Origin of the sequence: Pyxidicoccus fallax, from assembly GCF_012933655.1 — a bacterium.
In the GTDB taxonomy this organism is placed as follows: Bacteria; Myxococcota; Myxococcia; order Myxococcales; family Myxococcaceae; genus Myxococcus; species Myxococcus fallax.
This window is the reverse complement of record NZ_JABBJJ010000057.1, coordinates 1-14,545: the sequence shown is the minus strand read 5'-3', so window position 1 is coordinate 14,545 and position 14,545 is coordinate 1. Positions and strand designations below refer to the sequence as shown.

At 70.3% G+C, this 14,545-nt stretch carries 13 protein-coding genes and 1 pseudogene; 5 read left to right on the top strand and 9 right to left on the bottom strand.

The features are described 5' to 3' along the window. Positions 1-234: 234 nt before the first annotated feature. Complete coding sequence (locus tag HG543_RS14965) at positions 235-1,191, bottom strand: hypothetical protein (RefSeq protein ID WP_169345434.1); 957 nt, start codon at positions 1,189-1,191, stop codon at positions 235-237. 251 nt (positions 1,192-1,442) lie between these two features. Here HG543_RS14965 and HG543_RS14960 point away from each other — a divergent pair, with 251 nt between their 5' ends. Next, on the top strand, positions 1,443-1,787 hold the full coding sequence (locus HG543_RS14960) for a hypothetical protein (protein WP_211193936.1): 345 nt from the start codon (positions 1,443-1,445) through the stop codon (positions 1,785-1,787). Here HG543_RS14960 and HG543_RS56310 read toward each other — a convergent pair. The 5 genes from HG543_RS56310 to HG543_RS14935 form a co-directional block, all read right to left on the bottom strand. Continuing rightward, positions 1,774-3,090 (bottom strand): mechanosensitive ion channel family protein, encoded by a 1,317-nt coding sequence (locus tag HG543_RS56310; protein ID WP_169345432.1) that lies wholly within the window; start codon positions 3,088-3,090, stop codon positions 1,774-1,776. The genes HG543_RS14960 and HG543_RS56310 overlap by 14 nt on opposite strands. Positions 3,091-3,196: 106 nt before the next feature. Further along, complete coding sequence (locus tag HG543_RS56305; RefSeq protein ID WP_169345431.1) at positions 3,197-3,553, bottom strand: AI-2E family transporter; 357 nt, start codon at positions 3,551-3,553, stop codon at positions 3,197-3,199. After that, on the bottom strand, positions 3,456-5,498 hold the full coding sequence (locus HG543_RS14945; RefSeq protein ID WP_169345430.1) for a PAS domain-containing protein: 2,043 nt from the start codon (positions 5,496-5,498) through the stop codon (positions 3,456-3,458). Before HG543_RS14945 ends, HG543_RS56305 begins: the two co-directional genes overlap by 98 nt. Positions 5,499-5,508: 10 nt before the next feature. Then, the gene (locus HG543_RS14940) at positions 5,509-7,059 is read right to left on the bottom strand and encodes a sensor histidine kinase (protein ID WP_169345429.1); all 1,551 of its coding nucleotides are present in this window, start codon (positions 7,057-7,059) and stop codon (positions 5,509-5,511) included. Beyond that, positions 7,056-7,517: a response regulator gene (locus HG543_RS14935; protein ID WP_169345428.1), complete on the bottom strand. Its 462-nt coding sequence runs from the start codon at positions 7,515-7,517 to the stop codon at positions 7,056-7,058. Before HG543_RS14935 ends, HG543_RS14940 begins: the two co-directional genes overlap by 4 nt. Before the next feature lie 430 nt (positions 7,518-7,947). Between HG543_RS14935 and HG543_RS14930 the strand changes: the two genes are divergently transcribed. Continuing rightward, the gene (locus HG543_RS14930; RefSeq protein WP_169345427.1) at positions 7,948-9,738 is read left to right on the top strand and encodes a hybrid sensor histidine kinase/response regulator; all 1,791 of its coding nucleotides are present in this window, start codon (positions 7,948-7,950) and stop codon (positions 9,736-9,738) included. 16 nt (positions 9,739-9,754) lie between these two features. On the opposite strand, the gene HG543_RS14925 is transcribed toward HG543_RS14930, so the two are convergent. Next, positions 9,755-10,339, bottom strand: coding sequence for a Fe-Mn family superoxide dismutase (locus tag HG543_RS14925; protein ID WP_169345426.1), 585 nt, complete (start codon positions 10,337-10,339; stop codon positions 9,755-9,757). Between the two features lie 40 nt (positions 10,340-10,379). Continuing rightward, entirely contained in the window at positions 10,380-10,889 is a 510-nt protein-coding gene (locus tag HG543_RS14920) for a flavin reductase family protein (RefSeq protein ID WP_169345425.1), read from the bottom strand. 192 nt (positions 10,890-11,081) lie between these two features. Between HG543_RS14920 and HG543_RS56300 the strand changes: the two genes are divergently transcribed. Together HG543_RS56300 and HG543_RS55290 are read left to right on the top strand one after the other, a co-directional pair. Continuing rightward, complete coding sequence (locus HG543_RS56300) at positions 11,082-12,623, top strand: Tox-REase-5 domain-containing protein (RefSeq protein ID WP_281404403.1); 1,542 nt, start codon at positions 11,082-11,084, stop codon at positions 12,621-12,623. A 12-nt stretch (positions 12,624-12,635) separates the two neighbouring features. After that, complete coding sequence (locus tag HG543_RS55290; RefSeq protein WP_343073358.1) at positions 12,636-13,394, top strand: immunity 52 family protein; 759 nt, start codon at positions 12,636-12,638, stop codon at positions 13,392-13,394. Between the two features lie 152 nt (positions 13,395-13,546). On the opposite strand, the gene HG543_RS14905 is transcribed toward HG543_RS55290, so the two are convergent. After that, positions 13,547-14,227, bottom strand: a complete 681-nt coding sequence (locus HG543_RS14905) for a hypothetical protein (RefSeq protein WP_169345424.1) — start codon at positions 14,225-14,227, stop codon at positions 13,547-13,549. Positions 14,228-14,333: 106 nt separating this feature from the next. On the opposite strand from HG543_RS14905, the pseudogene HG543_RS14900 reads away from it, so the two are divergent. Continuing rightward, positions 14,334-14,545 (top strand): annotated as a pseudogene (locus HG543_RS14900) (hypothetical protein); the annotation flags it as partial.

The window sequence follows — 14,545 nt, the reverse complement described above, 5'->3', positions numbered from 1 at the left end:
CTTCCGTGAGGCCAGCGGCCCGGGGCTCTCATGCGCACTCCAAGAGGCATCGACAATGGAGAGGGCAAGCTGATGTCTGCGCCCCGCATGAACAGGCGCGCCCCCGGCCGTGGGTGACTGTCGTCGTGCCGGGACGACCTCGCCCTCAAAGGCAGACATGACGAGAGGGCTCCGGCGACCCGGGCCCTCGATGTCTTCGGTGCACGTGACGGTGCTTGTGACGGTGGACGCGCCCTACGCCATGCGCCGGCGCAGCGTCAGCAACGACAGGGCCATGAGCGCGCTGCCCGCCCCCACCGCCGCCATGACGGGCCAGCGCAGCACGGTGCCCAGGGCCTCCATCGCGCCCCCCGTGACTTCCCGGCTCGCGCGCCGCAGCACTCCAAGGTTTCGCAGCGCCTCGTGCCAGCGGCGACCCTGCCCTTCCAGCTCCCCACCCGCGCCGCGCACGGTGGCCGCGGCGGAGCGCTCCGCGAGCTTCTCCAGGGACGCGCCCAGGGCCTCCGCCGAGGCCGCCGGAGTCGAGGCCAGCTCCTCGCGGATGCCCGCGGCCAGCCCGCGCACCAGCCCCCGGCCCGCGTGCTCCAACAGCCCCACGAGCGCGTCGGACTCCTCCCGCAGCTTCGTCTCGACGCCCTCGACGAAGCCCCGCCCCACCTTCGCGGCCATCTCCTGACCGAGGGGCGCCAGGCACCGCGCGCTCTCCGCGAGCCGCGGCACGGCTTCCTGCAGTTCCTCCACGGTCACCTTCACGACGCCCTGGGCCATGGCGCCAGCCCGGTCTCCCGGCGAGCGAATCTCGTCCGTGCGCGAGCGCGCGAACTCCACCACCTCGTCGAAGAGGTGGTTGACGCGCGCGATGAAGCCGAGCAGCGGCATGCCGCCGCTCCGCCACTGGCGCTCCACCACCTCCAGCGCGCCCTGCATCGCCGCCGCCGCCAGCGTGTGGGCCGTGGCCCCGGCGCCCGCCTGCTCTCGCTCGGCGGCGTCGTGCACCAGCCGCGCCAGCACCGTGAGCGCGTCCTGCGCGAGCGCTCGTATCTGCCCGTCCAGCTCGGGGACTTCCTTGCGCACCCCCTCCGCCGCACCGCTCACCGCGCCGCTCATCGCCTCGCGCACCGCCAGGCGCTCGAGCTTCAGGGTCAGGTTCCGCAGCGCCTCGATAGGCCCCGCGCGCTGGTCGTTTCCCATCCGCCCACCCATCCTTCCTGTCGATGCGCCTGCCGGCGCCGTGGAGGGCCTCCATGGAGTGTGAGGACGAAATGCCACCCAGGCAACGAAGTACCCAGCCCGGCCCCCGGGCCTCCCGCGAGCCCCCGCCCGGCTGGCCCCATTTCTCGTCAACACAGCCCTGACGGAATTAGTTGACGCTCAAAGCATCTATATCCATAGGTACAGACGTGACTGACGCCGCCCTGCCAGAACGAGTGCGGGGCTTCCTCATGGCGCACATCGACTCCATCGAGAAGCTGGAGGTTCTCCTCCTCCTTCGGGCTCGAGCGGAGCGGGAGTGGACGGCAGCCGAGGTGGCCCTGGAGCTCCGCATCACCGACGTCTCAGCGGACGCCCGGCTGGCGGACCTGACGGCCAGCGGTCTGCTCGTGTGCGACGCGGGCCGTCCGGAGAAGTTCCGCTACAGCCCCATCCGCTCGGAGGACGTGCGTTCCATCGCGGAGCTGGCCATGGCCTACGCGGAGCGGCGCGTGAGCGTCATCACCTTCATCTTCTCGAAGCCGCAGAATCACGTGCAGGGCTTCGCGGACGCCTTTCTCTTCAGGAAGAAGTAGGCCGGACGGCGAGGACATTGCCCCCGGCCCCGCGCGTGTCGGACAGGGGCACCTCGCGCGCGGCCGGCAGCTCGAGGCTCGCCTCGGCGCGCGTCAGCGGCAGTCCGTGGGGCTGGCGCTGCAGCCAGGCGATGAGCTTCTCGCGCACGAGGCACCGCAAATCGAATGCCTTCCCCGCGTCCGACGCGCTCACCAGGGCGCGCAGCTTCATCGTCCGCTCGGTGCAGTCCGTCACCTGGAGGCCGTGCACCTTGCCGTCCCACAGCCCCTGGGACTCCTGCTCCAGCACGCGCTTGAGCTCCGCGCGCACCGCCGACACGTCCGTGCGGAAGTCCACGTACACCTCCGCGGTGCCCAGGATGTCCGGCGCCACCTTGCTCCAGTTCTGGAAGGGCTTCTCCAGGAAGTGGCTCATGGGCACCACCAGCCGCCGCAGGTCCCAGACCTTCACCACCACGTACGTGAGGGTGATTTCCTCCACCCAGCCCCACTCGCCCTCCACGATGACGGTGTCGCCGATGCGCATGGGCTGGGTGATGGACAGCTGGATGCCGGCCAGCAGCGTGGAGATGGACTTCTGCGCCGCCAGGCCGATGACGAGGCCCGCCAGGCCCGCGGACGCCAGCAGCGACACGCCCACGTTGCGCACCGCCTCGAACTGGAGCAGCACCAGCGAGGCCGACACCAGCACCACGACGACCTCCGCCACGCGCCGGAGCACCGCGAGCTGCGTGCGCAGACCCCGGGCGCGCGCGACGTCCGCGCCGCTCGCCTCCTTCGCCACCGTCTGCTCCACGAAGCGCGAGGCCAGCTTCACGAAGCGCAGGAGGAACCACGCCACGGTGGCGATGACCACCGAGCGCGCCCCCACGTCCACGACGTGCCGCGCCTCGGGAGGCAGCCGCAGCGCCAGCGAACCCAGGGCCACCGTCACCGCGAACAGCAGGTAGCGCAGCGGCCCCAGCCCCGAGGCCACCAGCTGGTCATCCCAGCCCGAGCGCGTCAGCCCCGACGCCCGCACGGCGATGCGCAGCGCCACTCCCTCCAGGGCCCGCCCGGCCAGCCAGCCCATTCCCATCACCAGCGCCAGCCCCAGCCACTGCCACAGCTCCATCGCTCCCACGGGCCGCGTGAAGAAGAAGGACGGCAGCGCCGCGCGCAGCGCCTCGCCCTGCTCCGAGGACAGCAAGGCGAGGCTGCCCGGAACCGCCGCGGGCTCCCCGTCGCTTGTCCCCACTCCCACCTCCAGCGCGAGCGAAGGCAGGCAGGACAGCAACAGCAGCAACAGGAAGGCGCGGGTCATGGGGCCTGCTCCGACGACGTCGACATCGCGGCGCGTCAATTAGTTTGAGCTCAAATAATACGCCGGGTTCCCTCCTGCTGTCCAGCCCGGGTGCTCCGCTCGGGCCTCAGTGCTCCAGGTGTCTGCCGGGCTCCAGTCCGGGAGGCTCGGCTGGCTGCTCCCGCTCGCGAGGCCGCAGCTTGCGTCCCTCGGCGAGGAAGGCCTGGGTTCCCGCCGTCACCATGGCCAGCAGCGGCACGGCGACGAAGGCCCCGGCGATGCCCCACGCCATCGCCCCCGCGGTGACGGCCAGCAGCAGCACCGCCGGGTGGAGCGGCAGGACGCGGCCCATCACCAGGGGCTGGAGGACGTTGCTCTCCCACCCCTCAGGCGGACAGGGAGCGGGCGGGCTCCTCACGCGGCAGCGTGAAGTGGAAGGTGGCGCCCTGCCCCACCGCGCCCTCGGCCCAGGTGCGGCCCCCATGCCGGGCGATGATGCGCCGCACGTTGGCCAGGCCGATGCCCGTCCCCTCGAACTGCTCGGCCCGGTGCAGCCGCTGGAAGACGCCGAAGAGCTTGTCGACGTACTGCATCTCGAAGCCCACGCCGTTGTCGCGCACCAGCACCTCGACCTCGCCGTCCCCCTCCTGGGCCCACACCTCGATGACGGCCTCCTCGCGGGTGCGCGAATACTTCAGCGCGTTGGACAGCAGGTTCTTGAGCACCAGCCGCAAGAGCGCCGAGTCGGCGCGCACCGTGGGCAGCGCCCCCACGCGCCACTGCACCTTGCGCCCCTCGGCCTCCGGCGCCAGGTCGCGCTGCGCCTCCGCCACCAGCTCGCCCAGCGACACCGTCGACTTCTTCATCTCCGTGCGGCCCATGCGGCTGAACTCGAGCAGGTCATCCACCAGCTTGCCGCCCTGCCGGGCCGCGTCGGAGATGGTCTTCAGGTGGCGGCGGCCGGTGGCGTCCAGGCTCGCGCCCGCGCGCGCCTCGAGCAGATTGGCGAAGCCCATGATGTGCCGCAGCGGCGCGCGCAGGTCATGGCTCACCGAGTAGCTGAAGGACTCCAGCTCGTTGTTGGCCTCCAGCAGCGCCGCGGTGCGCTCCTGCACCCGCCGCTCCAGCTGCGCGTTGAACCGGCGCATCTCCTCCTCCACCCGCTTGCGCTCCGTGAGGTCGACGACGCTGCCGATGTAGCCGAGGAACTCGCCAGAGGGACTGAACCGGGGCGCGGCCGAGTCGATGGCCCAGCGGTACTCCCCGTCCTTGCGCAGCAGCCGGTAATCCAGCTGGAAGGCGGCCTTCTTCGCGTTGGCCTCGAGGAAGATGTCCTGGGCCCGCTTCATGTCGTCCGGGTGCGTGGCCGACAGCCAGCCGAAGCCCAGCCCCGTCTCCTCCGTCTGCCCGGTGAACTCGTACCAGCTGCGGTTGAGGTAGGTGCAGGCACCCGACGGGTCCGTCACCCACAGCATGACGGGCGCGTGGTCCGCCATGTTGCGGAAGCGCTCCTCGCTCTCCTTGAGGGCGGCCTCCACCCGCTTCTGCACGGTGATGTCGTGCCCCTGGACGAAGATGCCGGACACCTTGCCGTCCACCCCCAGGATGGGCTGGTAGATGAAGTCCAGGGCCACCTCCTCCGCGGGCGCGTCCGCGTGCCGCTGCAGCTGGAGAAGCATGCCGCGGCCGACGTAGGGCTCGCCCGAGGTGTAGACGCGGTCGAGCAGCTCGACGAAGCCTTGTGCCACCACCTCCGGCAGGGCCTCCCGCACGGGCCTGCCCACCACGTCCCGGCGCCCCACCAGCTTCTCGTAGGCGGGGTTGGCCAGCTCGAAGACGTGCTCCCGTCCCCGCAGGAAGGCCATGAAGCTGGGGGCCTGCTCGAAGAGGCGCAGCAGGTGGCGCCGCTCGGTGTCCAGCAGCCGGTTGGTCTCCTGCAGCTTCATGGCCCGGCCCAGCACCCCGGCCTCCATGGCCGAGGCCGCGACGCTCTCGCGCCGCTGGTCCTCGGCGGCCTGCTTGAGCTGCTGCAGCTCCGTCACGTCCACCGTGTGCTGGAGGATGTAGGCCACCTCTCCCTGCTCATCCAGCAGCGGCGTGTGGGTGGCGCTCCAGAAGCGCTCCGTCACCACGACGCCCTGCTCCGTGTGCATGGGGACACGGTACGGGATGAGCGCGAGGACGTCCGGTGCCCGCGTGGAAAGCACCCGCTCCAACGAGCCGCGCAGCATCTGCACGCTCTCGTTGTTGGGGTCGTTCGGGTCGTGGGGGAAGAGGTCGAAGACTCCCCGTCCCTGGATGTCCTCGAGCCGGCTCGCGGTGGCGCGCAGGTAGGCGTCGTTGGCCGTCACGTAGCGCAGCTGACGGTCCAGCACCATGTACGGGTTGGGAGACAGGCGGAAGACATCCGCGAGGTCGAGTGGACGCATGGAGGAGGCTCTAGGCGGGAGGGGCGCCGCGCGGCAGCCGCACCGTGAAGCACGTCCCGTCCGCGGCGGTGGACGTCACGTGGATGGTGCCGCCGTGGGCGCGCACGATGTTGTCGACGATGTAGAGCCCCAGCCCGATGCTGCGGGTCTGCATGTCCACCCGGACCGTGCCCCGGCTCAGCGGCTTGAACAGGTCGGGAATCCGCTCGGGCGGAATCGGCTCGCCCGGGTTGTGGACTTCCAGCAGCACCGCGTCCGCCTCGCCCCGGGTGCGCACCGTCACCACGCTGTCGCGGGGCGAGTACTGGAGCGCGTTGCCCACGAGGTTGGAGATGACCTGCGCGATGCGGTCCGGATCCCACGCCCCGCTCGTGTCACCCTCCCGGGCGAGCTCCACCTTGCGCTCGGGGTAGGCGTGCCCCAATTCGTCCAGCACCTGGGCCGCGTGGGCGTAGAGGCACAGCGAGGTGCGCTCGACGGGGATGCCGCCCAGCCGCGCCTGGGTGAAGTCGAGCAGGTCCCGAATCATGCGGCCCGCGCGCTCGGCGCTGGAGAGGATGCGCCGCACCGAGCCGGTGACCTTCTCCTCCAGGCCCTCGCGCTTGAGCAGCATGGCGGCCCCCAGGGTGATGGCGTTGAGGGGGTTGCGCAGGTCGTGCGAGACGATGCCGATGAGCTGCTGCTCGAACTCGATGCGCCGCTTCACCTCTTCCTCGGCCAGCTTCTGCTGGGTGATGTCCGTCAGGAAGCCCTCGAAATAGTCCGGCGCCCCGTTCGCGCCGGGCCGTGGAAGCGAGCGGCTCCACAGCCAGCGCTCCTCGCCCTGCCGGGTGCGGATGCGGTAGGTGATCGTGAGCTGGCGCCGCTCGGCGAAGGCGGCCCGCGCCTCCTGCTCCATCCGCTCCACGTCGTCCGGGTGGACGATGCTGTCCCAGCTTCGCTCCCCGCCCTCGCGGAAGGCCTCGGCGGGCCAGCCGGTGAGCGTCAGGCAGCCGTCGCTGGCGAACGCGAGGCTCCAGGGCCGGTTCCCCGCCTTGCGCCGGAAGACCATGCCCGGCAGGTTGGCCATGAGGGTGGAGAGGGTGTGCTCGCGCTCCAGCAGCCGGGCCTCGGCGCAGCGGCGCTCCGCCCGCTCGCGCGCCTCGCGAAGGGCCCGTTGGATGCTCGGGACCAGCCGCTCCAGCCGGTTCTTCAGCACGTAGTCGGTGGCCCCGCGCTTGAGCAGCTCGATGGCCCGCTCCTCGCCCAGGGCTCCCGACACGAAGAGGAACGGTACCTCCGGGCACTCGCGGTGGCTGAGGGCCAGGGCGCCCAGCCCGTCGAAGCCGGGGATGCTGTAGTCGGAGAGGATGAGGTCGAAGCGGCGAGCGCTCAGGGCCGCCTGGAAGCTCTCGGCGCTGTCCACCCGCGTCAGCTCGAAGCGCAGTCCGCCCTCCTCGAGCCGCGCCGCGATGAGCTCGGCATCCAGGGGGCTGTCCTCTACCAGGAGCAGCGCCAGCGACTCACCCCGGTCCGGTGCCTGGAGGGGGAACTCCCGCTCCACCAAGGCCCTCGCCCTCATGGCATCTGGGTCCTCCGCAGCGAGCCCGGCGGCGGCTCGTTCACCACCGCCCAGAACAGCCCCAGCTCCTTCAAGGCGCGGACGAAGTCCTGGAAGCCCACGGGCTTCACGACGTAGGCGTTGACGCCCAGGCCATAGGAGCGCGCCAGGTCGGCCTCCTCGCGGCTGCTGGTGAGCATCACCACCGGCACCGTCTTGAGCTGGGGGTGCTGCTTCACGTGCTCCAGCACCTGGAGCCCATCCACCTTGGGCATCTTCAAATCGAGAAGGACCACCGCCGGCAGCCCCGCCGGCCGGTTGGAGAAGGAGCCTTCCTGGTGGAGGTAGTCGAGCGCCTCGCGGCCGTCCCGCACCCAGACCACCTCGTTGGCGAGCCCGGTCTCCGCGAACGCCTCCAGCGTCAACTCCGCGTCATTGGGGCTGTCTTCCACGAGCAGCACGCGCTTCAATTCCACCATTGCTCCTTCCCTATCGTGACTGCCGTCCAAATCCGGTCCCGGATCTGACGGGCGGCCACGAAGATTTCACTGTCGAACACCCTGCTCCCGAGGCTTCGCGAGCCAACGTTCTTTTCCCTGCTCGGGGCCAGAGCTGGCGGGCCCCGGGACGGGACGGGCGGCGTGGGCGTGTCCGGCCGCCAGCCCTCCATGCGGCACGCGAGCCCGGGGACTTCGCCCGTGATTACCTACGAGGGATACAGAGGACGCGCCACCCACGGGGAGTCTTCCTCCCAGGGCGGATGCCCACCGGTTTTCGGGTCCTCAGCGCCCTCCTCGGAGCTGTCCTCGTGCTGACAGGCCCCTCGAGGGCCCACGGCCTTTCCGGTGGCGTCCGGCGGTACGCTCGGTGTGTCGGCTCGGAAGTGCATTCGCAGAGGACGTTTCACACATGCCGCGACGGACGACTCCCATCGATGAGCTCACGCGCATCTTCCCCGGCGACGGTGAGCAGGCCCGGCGCATGCGGGACTTCGACTGGGCGCGCACGCCGCTCGGTCCTCCAGGGGGCTGGCCCGAGCGCCTGCGCGTCGCGCTGGGTCTCTGCCTCACCTCGCGCTTCCCGATGCACCTGTGGTGGGGGCCGGAGCTGACGCTCCTCTACAACGACGCATGCATTCCATTGCTCGGCCGGGCGAAGCACCCCGCGGTGTTGGGCCGCTCGGGACGGGAGGCCTGGCCGGAAGTCTGGGACGCGCTCGGCCCGATGATGGAGGACGTCCGTCGCACCGGCGTCGCGAGCGGGGGCGAGGACCTCCGGATGTTCGTCGACCGCGAGCGGCCGCGCGAGGAGGTCTCCGTCACCTTCGCGGTCAGCCCGGTGTTCGGCGCGGAGGGCGGGGTCGACGGCCTCTTCTGCACCCTCACCGAGAGCACGGAGAAGCGCGTGGGCCCGCCGCGCCGCGAAGCGCCTCGCGAACCCGGGTCGCCGCCCACGGAGGACCTGGCGGAGATGGACCTCGCGAAGACGGCGTTCTTCGGCGACGTCGCCCCGACCCGGGACGCGCGGCTGCTGCTGGAGGCGGAGCAGCAGGCCCGGGCCTCGGCCGAGCAGGCAAGCCGGCTGAAGGACGAGTTCCTCGCCCGCGTCTCGCATGAGCTGGCCACGCCCGTCGCGGCGATGCGCATGTGGCTGGAGGTCGTCCGGCCGGCCGAGACGGTGTCACCCCTCATCGAGCGGGCGATGACCGGGCTGCGCCAGTGCGTCCGCGCGCAGGCGAAGACGGTGGAGGATCTGCTCGACACGGCGCGAGCGCTGACCGGGAAGCTCAGCGCGGTGCTGGAGCCGGCCGAGCCCGCGCCCATCGTCGAGGCCGCCGTGGCGGCGATGCGTCCGGCGGCGGAGAAGAAGGGGCTCACGCTGGAGTTGTCGGTGGGCGATACGCCGCTCGTGAAGGCCGACGCGGCCCGGCTGCAGCAGGTGCTGTCCAACCTCCTGTCCAACGCGGTGAGGTTCACACCGCCCGGTGGGGGCGTCCGTGTCCGGGTGGGGATGGAGGGCGGTGGGCTGAGCATCGAGGTCCGGGACACCGGGCGCGGCTTCGCGCCGGAGTTCCAGCAGCGCCTCTTCGCCCCCTTCCGCCAGGAGCAGGAGGGAACGACGCGCACCACCGGAGGGCTCGGGCTCGGACTCGCCATTGCCCGGCAACTGGTGGAGCTGCACGGCGGATGGATTTCGGGCGGGAGCGAGGGACGGGACCGGGGCGCCACGTTCACCGTCTGGCTGCCGGGGCTCGCGGAGGAGGACGACGCGACGGAGGCCGGAGCCCGGGAGTCGGGCGGCCGCCGGCTGGAGGGCGTCCGGGTGTTGCTGGTGGATGACGACCCGCAGACGCGCGAGTCGGTGGCGACGGTGCTCGAGCAGCATGGCGCGCGGGTGGAGTCCGCGGAGTCGGCCACGCGCGCGCTCGCCGCGCTCCGGCGGGACGCCTTCGACGTGATGCTGTGTGACATCGCGATGCCGGAGGAGGACGGCTACTCGCTCATCCACAAGGTCCGCACCCTGGGAGCGCGCGCGGCGCGGCTGCCGGCGGCGGCCTTCACCGCGCACATGCGGGCGGAGGACACCCGGCGCGCGATGGCGGCCGGGTTCCAGATGCACATCCCCAAGTCGACCGAGCCCGCGCAGCTCATCGACCGGCTGTTGACGCTCAGCCGTGGGGCTTCCTCACCCACGGCCTGAGGCGCCTGGGGCTGCTTCAGCGGCCCTTGAAGTTCTGGGCGACGAAGTCCCAGTTCACGAGCTTCTCGAGGAAGGTGTCGATGTACTTGGGGCGGGCGTTGCGGAAGTCGACGTAGTAGGCGTGCTCCCAGACGTCGATGGTGAGCAGGGCCTTCTGGCCATGCTTCATGGGCAGGTCGGCGTTGCCCGTCTTGGTGACCTTGAGCTTGCCGTTGTCGAGCACGAGCCAGGCCCAGCCGGAGCCGAACTGGGTGGCGGCGGCGTTGGCGAACTCCTCGCGGAACTTCTCGAAGGAGCCGAAGTCACGGTTGATGGCGTCCGCGAGCTCGCCGGTGGGGCGGCCGCCGCCGTTGGGCTTCATGCAGTGCCAGTAGAAGGTGTGGTTCCACACCTGGGCGGCGTTGTTGAAGACGCCGCCGTCACTGCCGAGGATGACCTCCTCGAGCGACTTGTTGGCCTCGGGCTTGCCCTCGAGGAGCTTGTTGAGGTTCGTCACGTAGGCGGCGTGGTGCTTGCCGTGGTGGAACTCGAGCGTCTCGGCGCTGATGTGGGGAGCGAGGGCGTCCTTCGCGTAGGGCAGCTCGGGCAGGGTGAACGGCACGGGTGTGTCCTTTCGTGTTGTGGGTTCGGTGAGGAGGGGCCTACCGGCTGGGGAGCGGCCCGGGCCCGGCGGGCGGGAGGGCCGTCACGGCGCGGTAGGCGCGGTTCCAGTAGAGCAGCGGCTCGGCCTCCACGCCGCGCTGGACGGAGCGCACCTGGCCGACGACGAGCAGGTGGTCTCCGTAGCGGCGCAGCTCGTGCAGCGAGCAGGAGAGTCCGACGAGGGAGTCGCGCACCCAGGCGTTCTCGTCGAAGGCGGCCGTGTCGGGAGCGCCGCTGGCACAGCTGGCGGCCACCTCGCGCTGGGTGGAGGAGAGGACGCTCACGGTGAAGCGCCCGGCGGCCTCCACGCGCTTGAGGGTCCGAGAGTTCTCCTTGAGCGCGACGAGGACGAGCGCGGGCTCCAGCGAGAGCGAGCTGAAGGAGCTCACGGTTGCCGCGCAGAGGCCCTCGGCGTCCCGGACGGAGACGACGGCCACGCCGCTGGCCCAGCGGGACAGCGCTTCCTTGAAGTCGGAAGTGGCGACGGGAGCCTGGGAGTCCTGGGACATGCCCCTGCTCTACCGGGTCGCAGCGCCGGTGTCAGCGCCCTGTCCAACAGGTCGACCGGGTGCCAATAGAATGGAGGCGGCGCCAGCCCCTTCGCGCCGCTCCGCCCCGAGCCCAGGCGTGAGGCCTGAGTCAATATTTGCTGGGATATCATGTATTCCGGTTCCTGGCTTGACTGGATGAAGGGGCACGCGATGAGAACCCCTCGGTGGGTGGTGTTCTGGCTCTGGCTCGTTTCGGGACTGGGCGGCGTCCTGGCGTCCACGGGGTGCGCGTCCCTGCCTGCTCCGGACGGACGGCGGTTGAGCCTCGATTCCACACCGCGTGGCACCTCCGTGAGCAGCGAGCGTCCGCGGCCCGATGAACGGGGACGGCCGCACCGTCGTGGGGGCGGTGCGGGAGGCGACACTGCCTGGGAGCGGCTGCTGACGGACGCGGGGCTGGATGCGAGGGACGCGCGGCCCCTGCGGAGTGACGCGCTCACTCCCACGCAGGCGGCTCGGCTGTTGGGAGTGGTGCTGCGCAAGCCCGTGACGTTGGGAACCTTTCCTCCGCGCATGGCCCTGGGCCATCTGCTGCGTCAGGTGCTGGAGGACGGCGAGATGTCCCGGGAGGAGCTCTCACGCCGGGTGGCGCGCTTCGCCCGCGTGGCGGTGCTGCGGCCAGATGGGTATCTGGCCTGGGTTCACGGCGGACGCACGCAGCAGAAGGCCGCGGACGTGCAATGGCGGGACGGCGCGTTCCGCGCGGGGCCGTTCGAGCTGGGGCGTTTCTATGTGAGTGACGGCTTCGTCTTCCGCCTCGCGGACGAGCAGCTGGAGCCCGTGGACGGTCCGGTGTTCGTCGAGGTGTACGACGACGCGGACTACCTGGGCCGCACGCTGGATGGGGCCGAGGCGGCGTTCGTGAAGCTGGCGCTCGCGCTGGGGCAGTTCTTCACGCGCCCGCTGGACAGCCTCGCCGCGCTGAGACACCTGCCCGCGGGAGTCACCGCGCTCATCGCCTCGTCGCCCGAGTACTTCGAGCGCTTCCGGCACATGACGCGTGGCGAGCAGGTGCGAGCCCTCTCCGAGCTGGCGACGAACCTGCTCGTGGCGACGGGGACCGCCACGTCCACCACGCGTACTGTGACGGGGGCGCTGGCCGGCGCGGAGGCGACGGTGCCGGTCCTGTCGCTCTCCGCCCAGGGGGCACTGACGCTGGAGCGCGTCGCGGTGCCGGTGGGAAGGACGGCGGCGGTGCTGGGAGGCGGGCCCGGAGCGGTGCTCGTCCTGCACCGGGCGAACTCGGCTGCTGGCGGCTCATCACCCGCCGGAGGGCGTGGGCCGGGGCAGTGGGGACCATCCGGGGAGAAGGGAGCGCCACCGCGCGCACGGGCGTACCAGGAGCAGATCACGGGTCACTTCTATGACGAGGCGTACTGGGTCGGTGGTGTGGACAGGAAGAGCGGCGGGACGAAGTTCGATGGCTTCAAGGACGGGGTGCTTCTGGAGGCGAAGGGGCCCGGCTACGCCGAGTTCTTCGATGGCAAACTCGCCCCCAAGGAATGGTTCAGGAACTCGGGAAAGGCTGCGGAGCTCGTCGCCCAGGCTCGTCGACAGAGCGAACTGGTCATGGGCATGGGCATTCCAATTGAGTGGCATGTCGCGGAGAAGCATGCTGCGGATGCCATTCGGCGAATGCTTGAGAACGCGTCGGTTACAGGAATCGAGGTCATTCATTCCCCGGCGCTCTGAGGAGAAAGCTTCGTGACCGGTACGCCCGCCTCCCAGACCTTGCATGAACTCTACAATGTCTGCGCCTACTGGGGCCCTCGGCAGGAAACGCCCGAGGCGTGTGCTTGGCGCGCGCAGACGTTGCTCAACCTGCTGGCCTCGTATGACGCTGTGCTTGCCGGTTGGAACAAGATTCCCAAGCCGCGCGGCCGTGGCCGTAAGAACCCGCTCACGCCACCCGACCTCGCGGTCCTCACCGAGGCATTCCGGCGCGGTGTCAACCGGGAGCCCGGAGGGCCTGCCATCGAAAGGTTGGGACTGACAGTTTCCGCGTACAACGACGGAGAACGTCAAGACCGCGCGCATTTGAATATGATCTGCGGCAGCTACGCGGAAGGCATGTCCAATCTGTGCGTGCTGGAGCTGCCTTCGGACGGGGAAAGCGCGGATCGGCTGCTCACCTCCCCGATGTTGATGAGCATCGTGCGCGGCATGGTGTCCGCCTGGGAGCCGGATTGGGCGCTCGCCGGTTCGAGTTCCTACAGGATGCAGTACAGAGAGCCTGATTCATCGCCCTTCTCTCTCAACTGGCTCACCTATCTCTCTCACCGCCTCGGAAGAGTGCCCCCTCTTCCCGCCCCTGTGCGAATCGAGCCGATCGAGGACCGGGGAACCCTCATCATCCTCACCCCCGAGCGCTTCACGGTGTCCAATCCGGAGCATGTGGCGCTGGCGCGAAGGGTGCGCGAACTGCTCGCCAGGGCCGGTCTCATCCAGCCCGCGACGTCCTGACCGTCAGGGCTGCTCCTTCCTTGGGTCACCGTACCCGAGGTAGCCCCGCACGGCTGCTGGCGGTGCAGGCCCTGGATGCGAGGGGCCATATACGGAAAAGGGCCGGCTGCCCCGTGGCAACCGGCCCTTTCTTCTCTGGCGTGGGTACCCGGCTACTTCGTGCCGCCCTCTTCTCCCAGGGCGTGCGTCGTGACGCCGCCGCCGGGAGGAGGCTTCGTGCCGCCCTCTTCGCCCACCGCCAGCGTCGTCACCCCACCGCCGGGAGGAGGCTTCGTGCCGCCTTCTTCGCCCACCGCCAGCGTCGTCACCCCGCCGCCCGGAGGAGGTTTCGTTCCACCCTCTTCGCCCACGGCCAGCGTGGTGACCGGCGGCTTCGGCTTCGTGCCGCCCTCCTCGCCCACTGCCTGCGTCGTGATGGGCGGCTTCGTGCCACCTTCTTCGCCGAGCGCCTTCGTGGTGACTCCGCCACTCGGAGGAGGCTTGACGCTCCCCTCCTCACCCACGGCCAGCGTGGTGACACCGCCGCCCGGAGGAGGCTTCGTCCCGCCCTCCTCACCAATCCCGCGCGTCGTGACAGGAGGCTTGGGACCCCCGCCGCCCTCTTCCCCGAGCGCCTTGGTGGTCATCCCGCCGCCGGGAGGCTTGGGCCCGCCGCCCTCTTCCCCGAGCGCCTTGGTGGTCATCCCACCGCCCGGAGGAGGCTTGATGCTCCCCTCCTCGCCGAGCGCCTTCGTCGTCATGCCGCCAGCGGGAGGCTTGATGCAGTCCCCACGCTCCGGTGGCTTGGGGACCTCGTACTTGATGAACGATGGGCCCTTGGGAATCTTGGTCACGGAATGCCCCCTCTGTAGACACCTGGATTGTCGGAGGCTCGCCGTTGTAGTTGCCTGTACGCGCGGCGAAATCGAGCGAGCCCGCGTCGGCCAGGGGGGAGAGTCCTTGAGAATCGGCATCTTCGGTGACGGCAATGACCCGCAGTGCGCGGCGGTTGCACACGAAGCGGGAGTCCTGGGCGCGGAAACCGTCCTCATCGATAGCGAGGCGCTCGACCACGGCTGGCCGCTGTCCATGAAGGACGACGAGACGTACTACCTCGGCCAGCGCGTGGACGACCTGCGAGGCTTCTACCCTGTCTCTTATGCACATCTGAC

Bases quoted from the DNA above. Each gene is read 5' to 3' on its own strand.
- HG543_RS14965 (WP_169345434.1), bottom strand. From the start codon at position 1,191: ATGGGAAACGACCAGCGCGCGGGGCCTATCGAGGCGCTGCGGAACCTG.
- HG543_RS14960 (WP_211193936.1), top strand. From the start codon at position 1,443: ATGGCGCACATCGACTCCATCGAGAAGCTGGAGGTTCTCCTCCTCCTT.
- HG543_RS56310 (WP_169345432.1), bottom strand. From the start codon at position 3,090: ATGACCCGCGCCTTCCTGTTGCTGCTGTTGCTGTCCTGCCTGCCTTCG.
- HG543_RS56305 (WP_169345431.1), bottom strand. From the start codon at position 3,553: ATGGGGGCCGCACCTGGGCCGAGGGCGCGGTGGGGCAGGGCGCCACCT.
- HG543_RS14945 (WP_169345430.1), bottom strand. From the start codon at position 5,498: ATGCGTCCACTCGACCTCGCGGATGTCTTCCGCCTGTCTCCCAACCCG.
- HG543_RS14940 (WP_169345429.1), bottom strand. From the start codon at position 7,059: ATGAGGGCGAGGGCCTTGGTGGAGCGGGAGTTCCCCCTCCAGGCACCG.
- HG543_RS14935 (WP_169345428.1), bottom strand. From the start codon at position 7,517: ATGGTGGAATTGAAGCGCGTGCTGCTCGTGGAAGACAGCCCCAATGAC.
- HG543_RS14930 (WP_169345427.1), top strand. From the start codon at position 7,948: ATGCCGCGACGGACGACTCCCATCGATGAGCTCACGCGCATCTTCCCC.
- HG543_RS14920 (WP_169345425.1), bottom strand. From the start codon at position 10,889: ATGTCCCAGGACTCCCAGGCTCCCGTCGCCACTTCCGACTTCAAGGAA.
- HG543_RS56300 (WP_281404403.1), top strand. From the start codon at position 11,082: ATGAGAACCCCTCGGTGGGTGGTGTTCTGGCTCTGGCTCGTTTCGGGA.